The sequence below is a fragment of the [Mycoplasma] phocae genome (assembly GCF_003332325.1).
In the GTDB taxonomy this organism is placed as follows: domain Bacteria; phylum Bacillota_I; class Bacilli_A; order Mycoplasmatales; family Metamycoplasmataceae; genus Metamycoplasma; species Metamycoplasma phocae.
In genome coordinates this window covers 41,466-61,656 of sequence record NZ_CP029295.1, presented here as the reverse complement: position 1 = coordinate 61,656, position 20,191 = coordinate 41,466, and the positions used below count along the sequence as shown (strand labels likewise).

Annotated in this window: 14 protein-coding genes; 2 read left to right on the top strand and 12 right to left on the bottom strand. The window is 26.5% G+C overall.

Translation table 4 applies throughout. The features are described from left to right. Positions 1–559: 559 nt before the first annotated feature. From DA803_RS05825 to DA803_RS05810, 7 genes are all read right to left on the bottom strand, one after another. Positions 560–709 (bottom strand): hypothetical protein, encoded by a 150-nt coding sequence (locus DA803_RS05825; protein WP_170120253.1) that lies wholly within the window; start codon positions 707–709, stop codon positions 560–562. Positions 710–762: 53 nt separating this feature from the next. Beyond that, positions 763–1,524 carry a type II toxin-antitoxin system death-on-curing family toxin gene (locus DA803_RS00220; RefSeq protein ID WP_114190647.1) on the bottom strand — a complete coding sequence of 254 codons (762 nt, stop codon included), beginning with the start codon at positions 1,522–1,524 and terminating at the stop codon, positions 763–765. 739 nt (positions 1,525–2,263) lie between these two features. After that, positions 2,264–4,435: an Ig-specific serine endopeptidase MIP gene (mip, locus tag DA803_RS00215; RefSeq protein WP_114190646.1), complete on the bottom strand. Its 2,172-nt coding sequence runs from the start codon at positions 4,433–4,435 to the stop codon at positions 2,264–2,266. A 21-nt stretch (positions 4,436–4,456) separates the two neighbouring features. Next, a complete protein-coding gene (locus tag DA803_RS05820; RefSeq protein WP_170120252.1) occupies positions 4,457–6,859 on the bottom strand; it encodes a putative immunoglobulin-blocking virulence protein in 2,403 nt (800 codons plus the stop codon). Positions 6,860–7,569: 710 nt separating this feature from the next. Continuing rightward, positions 7,570–10,014, bottom strand: a complete 2,445-nt coding sequence (locus DA803_RS00205) for a putative immunoglobulin-blocking virulence protein (protein WP_114190644.1) — start codon at positions 10,012–10,014, stop codon at positions 7,570–7,572. A 926-nt stretch (positions 10,015–10,940) separates the two neighbouring features. Further along, the gene (locus tag DA803_RS05815) at positions 10,941–11,453 is read right to left on the bottom strand and encodes an MscL family protein (protein WP_114190643.1); all 513 of its coding nucleotides are present in this window, start codon (positions 11,451–11,453) and stop codon (positions 10,941–10,943) included. Between the two features lie 59 nt (positions 11,454–11,512). Further along, positions 11,513–11,923: a hypothetical protein gene (locus DA803_RS05810; protein WP_145960811.1), complete on the bottom strand. Its 411-nt coding sequence runs from the start codon at positions 11,921–11,923 to the stop codon at positions 11,513–11,515. A 120-nt stretch (positions 11,924–12,043) separates the two neighbouring features. On the opposite strand from DA803_RS05810, the gene DA803_RS00190 reads away from it, so the two are divergent. Then, the gene (locus DA803_RS00190) at positions 12,044–13,885 is read left to right on the top strand and encodes a ribonuclease J (protein ID WP_114190641.1); all 1,842 of its coding nucleotides are present in this window, start codon (positions 12,044–12,046) and stop codon (positions 13,883–13,885) included. 31 nt (positions 13,886–13,916) lie between these two features. Here DA803_RS00190 and recO read toward each other — a convergent pair whose 3' ends face one another. Genes recO through DA803_RS05800 form a run of 4 tightly spaced genes read right to left on the bottom strand, consistent with a single transcriptional unit; the run spans position 13,917 to position 18,874 of the window. Next, positions 13,917–14,576, bottom strand: coding sequence for a DNA repair protein RecO (gene recO / locus DA803_RS00185; protein WP_114190640.1), 660 nt, complete (start codon positions 14,574–14,576; stop codon positions 13,917–13,919). A gap of 56 nt (positions 14,577–14,632) precedes the next feature. Beyond that, positions 14,633–14,962 carry a histidine triad protein HinT gene (gene hinT / locus DA803_RS00180; RefSeq protein WP_114190639.1) on the bottom strand — a complete coding sequence of 110 codons (330 nt, stop codon included), beginning with the start codon at positions 14,960–14,962 and terminating at the stop codon, positions 14,633–14,635. A 7-nt stretch (positions 14,963–14,969) separates the two neighbouring features. Next, positions 14,970–16,718 (bottom strand): HinT-interacting membrane complex lipoprotein P60, encoded by a 1,749-nt coding sequence (locus DA803_RS05805; protein WP_114190638.1) that lies wholly within the window; start codon positions 16,716–16,718, stop codon positions 14,970–14,972. Between the two features lie 11 nt (positions 16,719–16,729). Then, the gene (locus DA803_RS05800; protein ID WP_114190637.1) at positions 16,730–18,874 is read right to left on the bottom strand and encodes a HinT-interacting membrane complex protein P80; all 2,145 of its coding nucleotides are present in this window, start codon (positions 18,872–18,874) and stop codon (positions 16,730–16,732) included. Between the two features lie 90 nt (positions 18,875–18,964). Here DA803_RS05800 and DA803_RS05795 point away from each other — a divergent pair, with 90 nt between their 5' ends. Continuing rightward, on the top strand, positions 18,965–19,726 hold the full coding sequence (locus tag DA803_RS05795) for a LicD family protein (protein WP_114190636.1): 762 nt from the start codon (positions 18,965–18,967) through the stop codon (positions 19,724–19,726). 37 nt (positions 19,727–19,763) lie between these two features. Here the strand turns inward: DA803_RS05795 and DA803_RS05790 are convergent, their stop codons facing one another. Beyond that, complete coding sequence (locus DA803_RS05790) at positions 19,764–20,117, bottom strand: hypothetical protein (protein WP_114190635.1); 354 nt, start codon at positions 20,115–20,117, stop codon at positions 19,764–19,766. Positions 20,118–20,191 lie beyond the last annotated feature (74 nt).

The window sequence follows — 20,191 nt, the reverse complement described above, 5'->3', positions numbered from 1 at the left end:
ACTAATTTAAGTATTTTTTTTTATTTTCTTTTAAAATAAATAAAAATTGCAAAAATATTAGTAATTTATTAGCAAAAAAATGCCAAAAATAGTTTTTGATAATAATTACGCATTTATTTATTTAAATAAAAATGTCAAATATATCTAAATTAATCAAAAAATAAATAATATTTTAATATAAAATTCCTAAAAATATTATATTCTCAAAATATTAGCTATTTTTAACTAACATTAAATTAATTTAATTTCATTTTTTTGATAAAAATTACATCTTGGGGATGAAACTTAGGCGAAGTAATTTAAACATTAATTTCACATTACATGAAAGCATAGCGTAGGATATAATTTAATTTTTTTATATGATTAAATTAGATTTTAGCTATTTAGAAAATTCAAAATCAATTACCATTATGCAGACAAAAGTCGACAGCATTACTAGAAAAAAACTTTTCATTCATAATTAAAATAAGTCAGTTAAATTAAATTAAACTACTTGTTTTTTATATTAAAAAAATCTCTAAAGGTTAATCTAGAGATTTAATTAATTATTAGCATATGATTACATTTTTGCTAAGGCTTTCATTGTATTAACAAAAATTGCTTCACTTTCAGGATATTCTTTTTTTCATCTTTTTTCACGTTTTGCAAGTTCAGCATCACTAATTAATGGTTTTTCGCTTCATTTAATAAAAGTAATTTTATTTTTCATATTATTTCCTTCTAAATTTCCTATTATTATACATTATTTTTTTTTTTTTTTAATTAATAACTAATACATATTAATTCTTTAATTCATTCTTTTATTTCGTTTTTAACCATTTCCTTACGAGTTTTTATATCTTCATTTTTATATTTTTGTAATTTGCTTAAACAATACTCTCTATTGGTTTCATTTTCTTCTAATTGTTGTTGTTCTAGCGTACAAATTGAGTCTTGAGTTGATCTATTTGACAAACAAACTTCAAAACAAGCAATTTTTTCTTCTATAGAATTATTCATTTTGTCAAGTAAATCAATGTTATAAGGATAATATGTTCATTTAACATAAAAACCAGATCTATTCATTAATACCCTAAGAAAAGAATAAGCAAATCGCTTATTTCCATTTTTGAATAGATGTGACATTAATAATGTTGAAAATATATCGGCATAATAGTCAATAATGCTCCAATTTTTCTCATATTGAAATTTAATTAAATGATTTCTAATTTTATCGATAACAGCATGATCTTCATTAACTAAAATAAAATCATCGCTATATTTTTGATTAGTTGAAATTTTTTTCGCAATTTCAGTTGCTTTTAAAATATTAATTTCCATATGTTTTAAAATGTCTTCTTCATTTAATTGATTAAAGTCTAAAACCTGTATATTAAAATTTATTTCTTCAGGATTATCTTTAAATTTACTCATGAAATATCATTTATTGTCACTATACTCCATCATTGAAGAATGATATTTTTTTATGAAGCTATTAATATCTTCCATGTCATATTTACTAACTATTATTGATATTTTTCTCATATTTATCCCTTATTTCCTTATATTTAAATTTTATATTTTTTACAATAACTTTTTAATTAATAATTCGTTTTAAATTCTCATTTATACATTTAAATTACTTTGAGATTTCAATATTTTGATTTTTATAAGATTTTAGATCATTAGGAATTATTAATAATAATTATTATATTTCAATAAATTTATTGATTTTATCAAAGAAAATATTGATTTATATTATTTCAAATACACATTTTATCCTAGAGTTATAAAAAATAAGCATTAGCAAAATGTAACGAAAGCAAAATAATTTAAAAGCTAAATTCACACTGCATGGAATGGAAACATAGCTCGAAGTCTTATAATCTATTTTTTTGTACTCCTCCTAAATTTATGTGCTTTCCATTTTTACTATATATGATTTCAAAATCAAAATTATTTTATTTTATAAGATAAATATTTAATTACTGAAAATTCGCAATTAAATATTTTGACCACATATTGCCAAATGAGCAGATTTTAGTTGACATTGATTATTGGTTGTTATGTTTTTCTAGAAAGTTTTTTATTTTCATATCTAGCTAACATATCTTATATTTTTAATAGCAATATTTGGTATCGATAATAAACTGAATTAAAGTAATTTCAAATTGATTTTTTACAATTAGTTTGCAGTATTTATTTTTTATCAAATGAAAATTATTTTAACATAAAAACACCCCTTATCTTGGAGTGTTTAAATTATGTAAACTAAATTAGTTGATTATTTATTATTGTTAAATTTATAAGAATCAGGAATTGAATCAGATTCAAATAAATTAGTTTTAAAATTAGTTTCGCCCTTATATTTATTAAATAATGTTTGTCTAAATGAGTTACTTTGATTTTTTCCACCACCGTAAATTAAATCATATTGTGGGAGATTATAACTACCATATAATCCTTTATAATCATACCCTTCAGATCTAAATGCTGCGGCAAGACCCGAATTAGTTAGTGCGTGTTTTGAATGGAAAACAGCAACTAATTCGTTATTTTGATTTCTTATAACTGAACCTGATGCTCCTGGTTCTGGAGAAAAGTGTCTTGGTGAATATTCTAATCCAAAATTAATAAAGTACGATTTTTTGCCATCCTTATCAGTTTTTGTATAAAAATCATCACGTTTTTCATTTGATATTTTTGGAAAACCGATAAAAGCATCTAATAGTCCGGGTTTATCGCCAAAGGTTCTAAATCCTAAATTACTTGATAATCTATTACCATTTTCTTGTCTAAATTTTTGAGTTGAATCCTGATTTGTAACATTTGTTGTATTAAATAATGATGATTCGCCATTAATTCATAAACTTTGTTTAAATTTTCTTGTGTTTACATCATAATCTTTATCTTCATACATATCAAGTCCCCAGTCAAATGTACTAATAGGATATCCGATGATGTAAAAATTATCTTTATTTTCTGTTATTGCTTTTTTAGCATCCAAACTAAATTTGGCCTTATCGTAATTTGTCAGATAAGTTTTTGATAAAAATTTAATATGTCTTTTTGTTTCATTTGCGTAATTATGAGTTATTTCTTTAACTCAAGACTCTACATCAGGAAATTCTTTTGGTTTAGAATTTTCAAATTTTTCAAAATCTATTTCAATAACAGCAAAATCTAACATTTCCTTAAAATCTTTATATTTATCTTGTTGTTCTTTTATTAAATAATTTGCTGGGTCTATATTTAAAAAATCTTTAGCCTCAAAAATTACGTTAGCTGCCCCTTTATTACCATCATTTATTTTTAAGTTATTAACATTAAAGAATTCTCTAAATCTATCACCATTTAAAAGTGGTAATTTAGTATTTAATCCCACTTCCTTTTTTATGTTCGTTAATGAAATGCTAACTGTTGTGTCAACAAAGGTATCGGCAACGTGCATGTTAGTTCCAAAATATCACTTAGTTGGATATTTTCCGTCATCTCTTTTAACAAAATCCATTGTCCACATTGTTCCATGGGTTTGTCTAAAATTATTTTTAGAATTTGTCTCTTGATTTTTCTTCTCATCAGGTCATGTAAATGTAACCGAATAGGTATCTAGAGCATAATCTTTGTATTTTTGGTTAGGTAGAATTCTTGGTACTCCATAGGCTTTATTAACATCACGACCAGCAATATCAGATCAACCTGGAGCTTTTGGTACTTCAGGACCATCATATAAACTTATCTTCTTTTGATTGCCCTCTTTTTGTGGTAAGGCAAAACCTTTTAATAATGCACTATTAAAATCATCCAAGTGAAGTTCCCTGGCAATTTCATCATATTTTGAAATTAGTTTGGGATCCCTTTTAATATTTTCTCTTCACTTACTAATATCACCATTAGAGTAGAAATTAATTGCGTTTCTCAAGAAATTATCAATGTATTTCTTATTATCTAATTCAAATTGTTTATAAAGATCAGAGTCGATATAATCCTGTAAATTATCAGGAGAGAATTTTTTTACAAATCCTAAATCAATTGTGGGATCTACGAATTTTCTAAATCCAGATACTACAAAATCTTTTTGAGTGGTTATATTATCATATGATATTTGTAAAACTAGAGTTAACATTCCTTCACTATCTTTTACATCCTTAATACCAATTACTTCAACCTTTACTTTATCTTTTAAAGAAGCTTCCTTAGGTTGAACAATAATTTTGCTAAGATCAATAATATCAGAAGGTTTAATTTGTGATTTTTCAATTTTATATTCATTAAATTGAATGATATCAAATTCATTAATATTGTTAAGCTTTTCTCTTATTTTTTCCGGAGTTAATTTTTTTAAATCAGTTTCGCTAGAATCCCCTGAATTTTTAGTAACCTTACATGCTATTAAAGCAAGCGGTGTTAACAGTACTATCGGAGCAAATAAATATTTTTTTAGATTCTTTTTCATAATCTTTTCTCTCTTTCTATATTATGCAATTTCAATACCATTACTTTCTGAAATATTAAAACCACTTAAATCACTAACTAAGCCACTGTCAGTTTTGTCAATTTCAATTTTTGTTCCAGAATTAAAGTTATCTGGACTGTATTTTAAAAGCATTTGTAAATTAGTTTTACCAGAACCATCTAGTCTAATTTTTTTATTATTTGTGATCTTGATTGTTCTTGTTTGAGTGCCATTGCTAAAGTAAATTTTAGATCTTGGTTGTGCATATGGATTTGTATCCAATATATCAAATTGCCCATCATTAAGATCATCAACATCAATAGTGAAAATTGAACTATCATTATATAAACCAATTCCTTTTAGGCGACGTTTGCTACTGTCTGGATCGCCTTCTTCGCGCTTGAATTGCAATCCTTTTAATGATTTTTTCGATGTTACTCTAGTTAAATCTAAACCTACTGGATAGCTATTTCCTTTTTCGTTATTATCTGGATCTAAACCGGGGCCAAATCCCCCTTGAAAAATTGGTTCGTTATTTCTAACTCAATAAGCAATTTTTAAACCATCATTAACTCTAGTTAATCCTTGCTTAAAGTCAGATTCTTCAAAACTAATGCTATCAAAGGTTATTCTAGATGCAATTTTTGCATTTTTTGGATAGTCTCAACTTACATTATAATCGAGGTTATTAACCCATGCTACACCTTTTAAAGCATATGGATTAATTGACCAGTGATCTGCTAATGAATTTCCAGTGGTATAAACTGCGAGTTCATCAATTTTTTTAGTTTCAAGTGCTATAAGAGCCGAAGTATTACTTCCCTCAAAGAATAATTCTAATTGTGGCAAATTCTCTGGTAATTCTTTAAATATATTGAAAAAATCTTGATTATTATTAGTTAATCCGATGTTTTTAATTCGATATGAAGTAATTTCTTTATTATTTTGTTTTAGTTTTTTAATTAGGTCTAATGTTTTGGCATAACCTAACTTATTTGAAGCATCGATAGTAACAACATATCCCACATCTCGTTTTGTTTCTAATTTTGAGCTTAAATCTTTTGTTAGTTTATGAATTTGAATTCCTTCATTTCCATTAATTTCTAAGAATCTAAATTCTGGATCACGTGTAACATCAGATTTATGTCAGCCTGGATAATTACCTTGGCTTACATCATCAGAACTTCTTCCAAAATATCCAGGAATACCAAAGGCACGTTTTTTTGAATTATCTCTTTCATTTCTTGATGTAACATGGTTTAGAAGAGGACTACTTGCATATGAATTCAAATTACCCTCACTATCAACGTAGACATTACGTTCATTTGGATCAATAACCAAACCTTTATGAAGATTTGCATTTATGTCAGAAGATATACTACTGAATTTAGTAAAGTCTAAATTAGCTATTAGTTGTGAATATTTGTAATATTTAGCCTTTTCGATATCATATTTAATTTCGGTAAGCATGGTGCTAATTTTTTGAAATTCCTTTGAGTATTCATCAAATTTTGGACTATCATTTGGTGGAGCTTTTTTTCCAAAATCAAGAAGTTCTTGATATTTTTTAGCATGTTCGGCATTTAATCTATTAACGGTATCAATATATCTTTTTTTAATATCTATATCATAAATAGACTTACCTTTTTCGGTCAGGAATTCTTTAACTTTGTCATTTGGATTATCAAATAACAAACGATATCTATCAAATAAATTTTCATAGTAAGGGTTTCTTCGATTAATATGAATTAATGAAGCCATTACAGATGGATCTGTTTCCTTAAATTGTTTTAGATCATTGGGAAAAATACTATTTTTAAATGAGTTTACGATATTTTCCGAATTCTTCTTGATCAATTCATCCGTAACATCAACAGAAATTAATTGCCCAACTATATCATTTAGATATTCCTCGCGGTTCGCTAAATGTCTTTCTGTTGGTCTGATTTTACGGCCAGGTCTTCTAATTTTTACCTTAACTTTTATATCTCCAAAATCCACATATGTTTCTTCGATACCATCTTGGTCATCCCGTTTTGAATTATTTTCTTCTATTTTTTCAATAATTGGACCGGGTCTTTGTTCTTCTTTTTTAATATCTTTATGATTTTCTTTTTTACTTTCAGGTCTTTTTCGATCTGGAGCAGTAATAATTTTGTCATCTTTTTTAGGATTAATTTTTTGAGGATCATTAATTTCTTTCAAATTGTTGTCATTAACTGAAGAATTTGCATTTCTTATATCAAGGTTATCCTTATTAATTAGTTGTGAATTAATTTCGGCAGCTGAAATACTTCTAAGTTGATTTCTAGCCGAATCGGAATTTAGAAAATATAATCCTGTTCCCACTACAATAGAAATAACGGCAGCTGATGTAACAACTCCCAACAAGATTTTATTTCTTTTTTTCTTGAAAAATTTCATAAAATTCATCCTTATATTTATTTGCTAATATTATTGACTAATTTAATCACTTTTTTTATTTTTTTAAGAAAATAGACATCAATTTTATAAAAATTATTCAGATTTTAACGCAAAAGTTATAAAAATTGAATAAAATGATAAAACAAGATTTTTATAATTCTCTAGATTTCAAAGCACCTAAATAATAGTTTGTATATTATAAAATTTATGCAATATTTTATACGTAATAATTAGAAATTTAGCATTATCTAGGGGAAGTGTGTTGCCATAATTGTTTGTAATCTAAATTTTATTAAATGCTATTTTTAGATAGAATCTGTCGCATGATGTGTTTAAAAAAAATAGACCTAGCATTATTGATTTTTAATAAAAATCTCTAAACATTCAACGTTTAGAAATTTCTACGTTAATTTACAAAACTTATTTCTAATTTATTTTAAAATCTTTTGATTTATTAAAAAGTAAATCATTAACACCACAACTTTAAAATTATTGAAATTATATCCATCACCAAAAATTTTTAGTTATTTATTCGTTTTGTTGATATTTATCTTTATTTATTATAAATAACAACTATTTAAAGATTTATAAATTTTTCAACATTAAATTCTTTGCTAATTATTTAACACTTAAATTAATATTAATTTTAAGTAGTTAAATTACATTTATTTTATATGTCATACATATGATATTGGCAATTAAAGTTAACATTATGCGATTACAATACCATTACTTTCAGAAGTAGTAAATTCACTTAAATCACTAACTAAATTAGAATCTTTCATGTCGATTTCAATTTTTGTGTTAGAACCGAAATTATCACTATAGTTTAAAAGTGTTTTTAGATTTGTTTTTCCCGAACTGCTTAGTCTTATTTTTTTATTATTTGTAACATTTATCCTTGTTGTTTCAGAGCCATTACTAAAATAAATCTTAGACCTTGGTTGTGAAAATGGATTTGTATCCAATATATCAAATTGTCCATCATTAAGGTCATCAACATCAATGCTGAAAATTGGACCGCTATTATATAAACCAATTCTTTTTAGGCGACGTTTACTATCTTCAGGATCGTTGTCTTCTCGTTTAAATTGCAATCCTTTTAAAGATTTCATTGATTTTACTCTAGTTAAATCCAATCCAGTTGGATAACTATTACCTTTTTCATTATTATCTGGATCTAGACCAGGACCCAAACCACCTTGGAAAACAGGTTCATTATTTCTAATTCAATATGCAATTTTTAGACCATCATTAATTCTTTTTAAATCTGCACTATAATCACTTTGATCAAAAGATATACTATCAAAAGTTATTCTTGTAGTAATTTTTTCATATTTATTATAATCTCAACTTACGTTATAATCGAGGTTATTAAATCAAGCAACATTTTTTAAGGCATATGGATTAATTGATCAATGTTCAGCTAATGAGTTACCACTTGTATAAATTCCTAGTTCATCAATTTTTTTTGATTCTAATGCTAGAAGAGCTGATGTGTTAGGTCCTTCAAAAAATACTTCTAATTGTGGTAACTTTTCTGGTAATTCTTTAAAAATATCTAAAAACTCTTGATTATTATCTCTTAGACCGATATTTTTAATACGATACGACGTAATTTCTTTGCCTTTTTCTTTTAATTGCTTAATTAAATTCAATGTTTTGCTATAGCCACTTGAATTTGAGGCATCGATAGTAACAACATAACCTTCATTTCTTTTTGTATCTAATTTTGATCTTAAATCCTTTGTTAGTTTTTCAATTTTGATTCCGTCACTCGAGTTAATATTTAAAAATTGGAAGTCTGGAGATAATGTTACATCTGCTTTATTTCAACCTGGATAGTTTCCCTCATCAATTAAGTATGAACTTCTTCCAAAATAGCCAGGAATACCAAAAGCACGTTTTTGTGAATTATCTCTTTCATTTCTTGAAGTCGTTTGGTTAAGAAGTGGACTACTTGCAAATGAGTTCAAATTACCATTTTCATCTACATATACATTTTGCTCATCAGTGTTTATAACATAACCCTTGCTTAGATCGGCATCTATGCTTGGAGCCACATTTTTGAATCTATCAAAATCTAAATTAGCTATTAATTGTGAGTATTTATAATCTTTTGCGTCTTGAATTTGATTTTTAAGTTCGATAATATCTGTATCAAATTTTTCAAATTCCTTTGAATATTTGTTAAATTCTTCTGTGTATTCACCAGTTTTAGGATCTCTTTCTTGTGGCTTTTTCTTGGTAAATTCATCGAATTCTTTTTTCTTTGATTCTATTTCCTTATTTAATCTATCAACGGTGTCAATGTATTTTTGTTTAATTTCTATAGGATATTTTCTTTTACCCTCTTCGGTTAAAAAATCAACAACCTTATCGCCATTATCAAATAATCTTTTGTATTTTTCAAATAAATTTATAAAATATCCTGTATTTTTATTTTGCCTAATTACTGCTTTTATATCACCTTCGCTATATGTTTTAAAGTCATTTAATGTAACCTGGTGAAGAGCAGATTTAAATGCTCCTTGGACATTACTACGGTTTTTATCTATTAACTCTTGAGTAACTTCAACATAAACAATTTTACCAACGATATTATTTAAATATTCTTCTCGATTAGCTAAATTAATGTACTTTGGATCAATTTTACGACCAGGTTTTTTAATTCTTACTTTTACTTTTATATCTCCAAAATCTACATAAGTTTCTTCAGTATCTCTTAAATCATCCGCGCTTGGTCTTGAAGGTTTAGTTTTATCCTTATTTTCATCAATTTCTTCGATTATTGGAGATGGTTTCTTCTCTTTTTTATCTTCTGGTTTTTCTTTTTGTTCTTCTTTTTTTGTCTCTGGTTTTTTAATATCTGGAGCGCTTATAATTTTTTCATCTTTTTTAGGAATAATTTTTTGCGGAGTTTTGATTTCTTTTAAGTTACTATCATTAATTGAAGAGCTAGCATTTTTAATATCAAGATTATCCTTATTAATTAGCTTAATATTAATCTCAGGTGATGCAATGCTTCTTAGTTCATTTCTAGCTAAGTCAGAGTTTAGGTAATATAAACCCGCGCCTAGAGATATCGAAACAACAGCAGTTGAAATTACAACTCCTAATAAAATTTTATTTTTTCTTTTTTTAAGAAATTTCATAAAGCATCTCCTTGATTTTTAATTTATCTAAATTAAACGATGATTGCAAAGCATTTATATCTATGATTAGACTAGATTATACACAAATTTAATGAAAATTTGTTTTTTACCTAATAGTTAGTTACTTTTTTAAACAAATTCAATGATTTTTTCTTGTATATAGGTATTTTTTATGTAATAATGCATTTTGCATATGATCGTAAATACCAACTTAATTCTTAAAAATTAATGCCACTATTTTTGATCAAAATGCAAATTTATAAAATTGAAATATTGCAAAAAACTATAATTTATAATACAAAAAGCAAATTTGTTGAAAAAATTATTGAATTTAAACAAAAAAAATAATAATAAATAGGTTTTAAATTTATATTTTCAAAGTTTAATAACAAATTATTATTAGCTTATTCTGATAAAAAAATAGTTATTTTATTTGCTAAATGTTTAAATTTGTTGAAAAAATCAAAGAATAAAAACAAATTTAAAAAAAATTATAAAAAATGTTTACTAATAAAACGTAATTAATTATTAGTAAATAAAAAGAAATTAAATTTGATTAGTACCAATAATCTGAATGTTAAATTTTAAAAATAAGACTTATCTAAATTAATTTAATTTTATTTTTATATTATTTAATTTAGGCATTAAAAAATCACAAACGAATTTTTAATTTAATAATTTATTTTTGGTCAAATAATTCTGATTAAATTAGGCACATATATATCGATGCTAAAACCTATATGACAGACTTTAATTAAATTTATAAAAATTAAAATAAATAAAAAGAGCAAATATATTTTTTATTATTTAGATTATTAGAATTTTGGAACGACAACTTAGACAAAAAAATATATGATAGGAGCTCCTATCATATTCTAATTTCAAGATGCCAAATGTAAAATATTTTTAGCATAGCATCATTTTATCTATTCAGTTTTTTTGGTTTTTCTAGCCGATGTTTCGGGCGCGGCTTTTAATAACATTAAATTTTCATTTAATTTACGTAATTCTTCTAACATCATTTCTTGGTGTGAAATTGGAGTTGGTTTTTCATCTTCAACTGGCATTTTTTTAGCTTTAGCATATGTCATTTTGTTTTTTATTAAAAATACTGTTAATAATCCAAAGAAAATGAAAATTGAAACAATTATAAATTGTAATAATGCCGCTAGAAACTTACCAATATAAATTCCGCCAACAACTTTACCGTCAACAATTTTTTGTCATACAATTCATTCTTGAACATTAACATCGATTGCTCTTGTGATAGCGGACATAATTACGTCTGTTGCTAAAGAAGATACTACCGCTCCAAATGAAGCACCTAATAAAAGTCCAATTGCCAACATAAACATATTGCCACGAATAACAATATTTTTTGCATCGACATAAGACTTTTTAACATAATGTTTTTTTTCGTCTAATTCTTTTTTTGTCATGTTTTAATTATAAATAACTTTTAAAAAAATATCCGACATAACCGGATATTTTTTATTACCTAATTTTTTTGAGGACTTATCGCCACGAAAAACAAGCCAAATGAAGGTAGTACTGGTACTGGAAATAGAATTGTTGCAATGATTAGCAACGCTCTTCCAAGTGCTTGTCCTTTTCAGGATGCTAATGATATGACTATAATCGCAAATATATAACAAATTGCTCATATACCCACACCAGCACCGACTAAACCTAAGAATAACATATTTTTAGATCATAAAATTTTAATCATGTCTAAAACTCCGTTAATCGTGTCATTTTTTAATGCATCTCGATTTTCCGTTATATATTCACTGATGTTATCATATAAATAGTAAATTCCTACTCCAATTAGAGCAGCACCTACTATTCTTAGGAACATCGTGAACAGTGCGAACGATCTTTCTCCACCGAATTTTTTTGTAGTTTTCATAACATAAATTATAATAAAAATCAATTTAATGTTATTAATTTCTTAAATTTGTTAAAATTTTAAATTATTGTTCGATTACTTTTAATAATAAATAATAACTAAAATACGAAGGGAAGGTTTATGAAACCAACAAAAATCTTTGGACTTGGAGGAATGCAAGAAATTGGTAAAAGTACTTTAATAATAGAATATGACCAACATATTTTCATTATTGACACTGGTATTAAATTTTGTGATTCTTTTGTAACTGGAATAAATGGTTCAATTCCAGATTTTACCTATTTAGCAGAAAATCAGGACAGAATCGCTGGACTTTTCATTACCCATGGTCATGAGGATCATATTGGTGGTGTACCATATTTAGTACAGCAAGTTGATATTAAACGCATTTATGCACCGAGAATTGCAATCCAATATTTAAAATTAAAATTCGATGATATGAAAATCAAAAAACAAATTGAATTTTTTGAAACTGAAAAAGATGCAGTTTGAAATTTTGGTGATTGTCAAGTAGATTATTGAACAGCACAGCATTCAATTCCAGATGCGTTTGGAATTAGAATCAAAACCCCAAATGGTTCACTTATGATGACTGGAGATTTTCGATTTGACTACACTCCAATTGGAAATTTAACCGATTTTTCAAAATTAAAACAAATTGGAGATGAAGGTCTGGATGTATTATTTTCTGATTCAACAAATGCTATGCGTCCTAATCATTCACCATCAGAAAGTGATATTTTAAAAGACATTAAAAAGTACATGCTAAAAGCTGAAAAGAAAATTATCGTAACTGCGTTTGCTTCAAATCTAACAAGAATTAAGGCCATAATTGAACTAGGAGCCGAACTTAATAAAAAAGTTATCGCTTTTGGTCGTTCAATGGTTGACAATATTGATATTGGTAGAAGACTTGGTTATATCAACGCTCCTGAAGAAATTTTTGTTGATAAGAAAAATCTCTCAAAATATGATGATAATGAACTACTAATTCTAACAACAGGATCACAAGGCGAAGAGCTTGCTGGGCTTGCTAAAATGTCATATGGTAAACATCCGAATATTACTATTAAACCAAAAGATACTATTATTTTTTCATCAAGTCCAATTCCAGGTAACCGTTCAAAAATTGAATTGCTTGTTAATCGTTTATACAAACTTGGAGCAATTATTAGAGAAAATGGCATTGATGGATATCTACATACATCAGGACATGCCTACCGAGATGAACATCTTAAAATTTTTCAGCTAACAAAACCTAAATATTTTATGCCATATCATGGTGAATATCGAATGAGTGTTGTTCATGGTTATACAGCAACAGAATCTGGAGTTAATGCTAAAAACATTATTGTTGCAAAATTAGGAGATGTTTATTATTTAGAAAATCATAAAATTAGATTATCAAATGAAAAAGTATATTTCGGACCAGTTTTCATCGATGGAACGGTGCTATCTAAGGCTAATTCTCAAATTCTCAAGGAAAGAATGGAATTAGGAGAAAATGGATTTCTAAATGTTATTATTGCAATTAATAAGGAAAAAAACATTATTCTTGGTAAGCCAAGAGTTGTTTCGCGTGGAGCATTCTTTGTTAAAAATTCACTTCACCTAGTTGAGGAGGTTAAAAGAATTGTTCACGGCGCAGTTTTATATACCATTAAAAACACAACTGATTGGACAGTACCACAATTAAAACAACTTATAATTGATCGTTTAGCGCCATTTTTCTACAAACAAAAACGAAGAAATGTTGTAATTATTCCAACTATTCTATTTGCTGATAAAACTGAAAGCAATAGCGAAATTCAAGATAGCAATAAAAATTCTAAGACTAAAGGTAAAGAAACTAAAGATAACAAAAAGAAAAAAAATTCTAATAAGCCAACAAAAGAAAAAACTAAAAATAAAAAAATTTCTAAAAACAGTCAAGAAGTTTTAGTTGAAAAAGAAAATAAATAGCAACAACCAAATTTTTACAAGTTTGGTTGTTTTAAATTACTTCAATTAAATATTGAATAAGCATTTTTCTAATTAAACTTGCGTCATAAAATGAACATGAATCACTAAATGAAGTATAGGTCGTGTTCAATCAATAAAGTGATCTAAGCAGAGAAATGGATTTTGATGATTGACTATGAAACGTACATAAAAATCCGCCACGGTGAAATTCAAAATCTACTAAGTGTTCTTTGCGTTGACATTCAACACAACCATCAAATCGCGGCGCTAACCCTTCAACTTTAATAATTTTATAAAGTAAGTAAGAAATAACTTTATTCTTAGCTTCAGCAAGATAATCAATACATTCTAAAAAGGCATCAATAATTATTAGAGCTTTAGTTGATGAAGTTATCTTGCTAAAAAAATATTTAATATCATCATATTCTCGTTTTAACATAATATTTATTGGAATTTGTTTAATTAATGATGCTCTTTTCAATCTAGGCATTAATTTTTTTTGTTTACTTTCAATAATTTCTAAATTAACTAATGAATATAGTTGCAAATTTAAATTATTTTTTGATGTGGATTTTCTAACACCGGGTGCAAAAAATGTGATCTTACCATTTTCTGATAGAGCACTAATAATTTCATCATATTCATTAATATCTTGTCGATTTAAAATAATTGCTCTTGTTTCGTATTCCATATATAAATAATTTTATTATAAAAAGTTGGCACCGTGGCCAACTTTAATAATGATAGTTATTCATCATAACTTGGAATAATGTGAATATGTGTTCTAAAAACAGATTGTCCAGCTGATTCGTTATTATTCATTTCTAGTTTAAATCCTGAAGCTCCTAGCTTATCTGTTTGTTCAACTGCTAATTGTCTTGTAATATTTATTAGATAAGATAAATCTTCATCTTTTATATCATATAAATTTTTTGAATATTTTTTGGGAACTACAAGGAAATGACCTTTGCTAACTGGGTCAATATCTAAAAAGGCAATAACTTTATCATCTTCGTAAATAATTGTTGCTGGAATTTCTCTATCAATAATTCTCTGAAATGTATCTCTTTCTATCATATATATATTATATTAATCCTTCTATTTTTAAAGTATCTAAAACATCTTGATTAATGTTTTTTAAATCAAATCTAAAACCTAATTCTTTAAAATATTTCACTGCTTCTCTAAATAATGAGGCTGTGTTTGCAGCAATAATATTATTAGCAATAATTGTTTGCTCGCTTACATTGGCTCATGGAGTTAAGTCAAATGAAAATACTTTTCTATCTACATCTTTTTGCTCGGCATCTTTAAATTTTTTATTGGTATATAAAGGAGCTACTTTTACTACATATTGAGCTTCAATTTTATTATCTTTTACAACATCAACTGATGTAGGATATTTATCTAAATTAAACTCAGGTAATTGTTGCATACCACTAAAAGTTTTTGTTGCGGCATTATATTCAAGTTTTGATTTAAATTCATAAAAATGACGATTAGGAAGTTCTCTTACCGATAAATGCATTGGAACAGTTAGAGATTGACCATCAAAAGTAATCGTGCCCCTTTGTTCAAATACTAGAGTGTAATTTTTATTATCAACATTAATTTGTTTTGTAAATAGTGATTTATTTGTTGAATCTTGAGTTAATCCCTCAAATGTAAAATCACCACTATCAAATGATGTTAATTTATCAGTTTTAGCTTTTTCGTTTAACGCGTTTGTTGCTTGAATTTTTGGGTTATTTTTTTCTTGTGCTAGTATTTTTGAAAATTTAAAGCTGTCTTGTGAATAAACAACATTGTTTTTTGGATCAACAAATCCAAAAATTGAAGATAATTCATTTTGTAAGCTAGTTAAAGATGTTGATAAATCACCGGCGTTGGTAGCATTTTTAATAAAACCTTTATATGCTCTTAAATTTTTAAGATCAAAACCTTCTGATGAGCCAGTCATAATTAAATGATCGTTAGCTGATGCAGTTGGATTGAATTCATATTGTTCAACTCCTGATGGTTGATATTTTGCTAAATTATTAAAGTCATCAAATGTAGAAATATTTGCTTGTCCCAACCTTAGGTTCATATCACGATCATCAGTAAATGATCATGATTCAATCATTGGATTGTCTACTAAATATTTCACTAAATATAAATTATCATCAGCAAAGTTAAATGAATTATATAAATCTTTTCTTGATGTTGGAGTATCTTTTTTATCAATTTCGGCTTTTAATGATAGTTGATATTTATCCAAACCATTTTCATTATTTGCTAATTTTTTATACTCTGCTCGATCTTTTAAGAAATAGACTTGAACTAGAAGCATTTTTTGCAATTCTAATCTAATACTATTTGTAATAACTTCTGAATTTTTCAAAATAAAGTTAAGTTGTTGATCATTAGGAATTACATATGGTGTTGGATCGAAATTATTTGTATCGACATTCGCATTAATAAATTGCGATTTTAAATTCCAGAAGAACTGTGGGTCTTCTTTTAATTTAATTGCTGCATAGTATTTAAATAATTCTCTAGTTTTGGCATTTAAAGTAGATGTGGTTGCATCTGTCATTAAGAACAAAATTGGATCTTTTTTGGCTTCAGCAGTATTTGCTAGTGTAAGTTCGTTTTCATAAAAAGATTCTAAATAAGTATCTGCAATTTTTGTTAAGATTTTGTTTTTTGTTATTGTTTCTTTTAATATTCTTGATTGATATCCAGCATTAGCACCATTATCAGTACTGTTAGTACATGAAGCGGCAACAGCTAAAATGGGCAGTGTTGCAAGTGGCGCAGCACCGAGTAAAAATTTTAATTTCTTTTTCATTTCTACCTTTCTTATATATCCTTAATGAAGTCAACAATGGTGTTGAAAAGATAATCAAGAATATCTTTATTTTTATGTGGTTCAAGAGTAAATTTGCCAGTTTTGTCATCAAATTTATAATCAGCGTATACATTTGAATTAATTTGTTTTGTAATATACTCTTTTATTTTATTAGCCTTGTCAGTTATCAGCGCAAATTTTAGTGTTTCGTTTAATGATTTTTGATATGTTAATGCCTTTTCAATATCTTCGTCAGTAAATTTTTTCTTTTTATCGTCAATAGTTTTGTACTCTTGTTCTTTAATGTAATTTTTAAATTCATCTTGTTTTAGTAGATCGTTAACTGTGTAATCTTTTGTTAGTATTTCATCGAAGATTGTTGTTAGATTAAATAGTTCAGAAACTAAACTATTAGAATATTTAGCTTTTGATTTAATTGCTAAATCATTTTTAATTAACCTCTTAATAACTTCTTCTTTGTCTAATTTAAATAGATTTTGAATTTGAATTCCAGTTTCACCAACTAAAACATATTGATTGTTAACTTTTATAATAGTTGAAACCTTGTAATTGTTTGTTGTATTACCAAATGAATTTCTAAATGCTTCACCAAATGATTTGGCAAAGACTTTTTCATCCATATCATTAATGAATTTAGCAATGGCGTCATTGTATGCAGCATATTCTGAAACAAAATTATCACTTTTATTTTTTTCTGTCATTTGTGAATTTAACACTTCTTTAAAAGTTTTTTCTGCTCCTTGGTAAGTAAATTTGTCATCACCAAATACCTTAACTAAATTAGTTTTTAGATTTTTAAATAAATCATTATCAGTTTTAAATTTAAATATTCCTTTTGATTCTTCGGCATCGCCTAATAGCAATGATAGTAGCGGAATGTAATCTTTAGCATCGGCTGCTCTTAGATGTGATGTAATGTCCTCAAATCCTTTTGATCCATATTTATCAGCCATCTTGGTATCAGAAGCTACATATTCAATTAGTTTTTTGTCATTTTGTGCTTTTAATTCATCATCGGCTGATACAGTTTCATTTTTTAGTAGACTTGATAGTCCTTCAAAGCCACCTAACATATCAATTCCTAAAGCTAATTTAACTTTATCACCTTTTTGTGGGTAGGCTGAAAATTTTAAAAGTTTAATTACTTCTTCTTTAGTTACTGTTCATGGATTTTTACTATCTTTAAAATCTGGATGAGCTGATAAACTCAGTGTCGAAATAATTGATTGTTTCTTTTGAATTCATGGTGCAATAAAACGACTTGGATTTTTTAATTCCTTAATAAATGAACGGGTAACAAACATTGGGATTTTAATTTCATCCTTAGGATTAGTTTTAATTTCAACATCGCCTTCTTTAGGAAGCACATAATTTTCATCTTCAACAGCAAAACTTAATCTAATAGTTTCACCTTTTTTAGCGATGTCAACTCTTTTTCCGTTGTATGTATAATAAACATCTTTATTTGCGATAATACCAGTTTTTAATTCCGAGTATGAAAAGTCTGAATTAACTTCAGTTTTATATCTACGAAATGCATGTTCATTTAGTCGCTCAACAACTTTAAACTCAATTGCCGCTTCTTTAGTTTTAGATTCACCATATTCTTTGCTAGCAATACGTTCTAAAAATTTTTCTCTTCATAATTTTTCCAATCCATATTGGTCTTGGAATTTTTTTTCTAAATCATTAATCTTTGAAGTTTCTTCCTGACGAACTTTATCAATTGATGGTAAGGCAAAAGTTTTTTCATCAGCCTTAGCCTTATCAGCATTATAAACTGCTTCGTATCATAGTGATCCTTCATATTCTTTTTCATATAAATACTTAGTTAGATTACTTTCAACTCCATCAGAAATATTTTTACTTGCATTAAGTTTTTCATGAATTTTGTCAACATCACCTCATTTAATAACTTTATTTTTATTTCCCGGTGAAATGATGTCCAAAATTTGAGAATCCTCTTGCAGAATTGGCGAAGGTTTTGGTAAAGATCTTTGTGCTTGAAGTAAAGGAACAGCGATTCCTGTTGCTACGATAGCAGAAAGAGCAGTACCTCAAAAAGTACCTCAAAGAATTCTTTTTCTCTTAATCTTTTGTTCGGTTGTTTCAATTTTTTTGTTTTTTCTAAACATAATATTCCTTCCAATTAATAAATAATATTTTACCATTTTTCAAAATTATGTAATTGCAATAATGAAACTAATAATCTATAATTAATAATTATGAATAAAATATTTCAAGAAAAAAATCGAATTTTAAAAGAGTTTGCGCATCTTTGTCATGAAAATTCCATTTGATATAGCATGGATAATCTTAGTTTATTATCGATATATAGCAATGAGGATTGGAATGGACAAACTGATCATCATGATGTAATGATGAGCTTTGAATCATATGAAAAACTTAAGGCATTAGCACCACATAGATTAATTGATTCAACAATGCACTCCGAATACTATTCACCACAAAATAAATTTGTAGACGATAATCAAGATTTATACAAAGAACAACCTTTTATCAACATAAATTTAATTATTCCAACTAAAGTTAAAAATATAAAAAAATATATTAGCCATTGCACTAAAATGAGGAGTAGTGTTGCTTATTTTTCAAGTTGGACCGAAACCAATATTACCAAATTTAGCAACAAAATCAAAATGGCAAAATTTCTAAAATTATTTTTTAAACCAATCAATTATAAGGATATCGCTAACATTTTATATAGTGAAGATTATGAAGGATTTATTGTAACTGAAAATCCTATTACAAAAAAAGCAATTCGAAAATGATTAGCTAATTTAAGTTTTGATGTCCAAAAAGAAACAATAAATGATATTGAAGTTTATACCATTAATGAATATGATCAGTATTTAAAAAATTTATATGGAATAGAGTATCGGAATTTAAGAGCTAATTCGCTACCTTACTTTCACAAAAATATTATTGAAATGGCATATGAAGAAGAGCAATCAGAAGATAATTAATCTTAAAAAAAATCAGCCTTTTGCAATGGCCGATTTTTTATTCGATATTTGTGTATTGTCTTCTGAAATGATATAAGTTTTTCTTTCTCAAAACATAAATTACTGTAAAAACGGTAAAATTTGAAAATGCGAGAATTGAAAAAATTATTCAGAACGCATACATTAACTTGTATTTTGTAAATGATGTATCAGCGATAGATCTACCTAAATTGATTTTTACGCCAATTCCTAAAATCGCTGCTGTTACTAAAAAAGCATAAGTTATAAACATTGACATTATCCAATTTTTATTTAATTTTCTCAAAAACAATAAAATGGTAATAGTTCAAGTATATGCTAAAGCAAAAAACCCAAATATTAGCAAGGCATTGGTTCAACCTTCTTCGAGCATTTATTCCTCCTAAATTTAATGGATAATTACTATTATATATTAAAATGTCGCCAAATTAAGGCAACATTTATTTT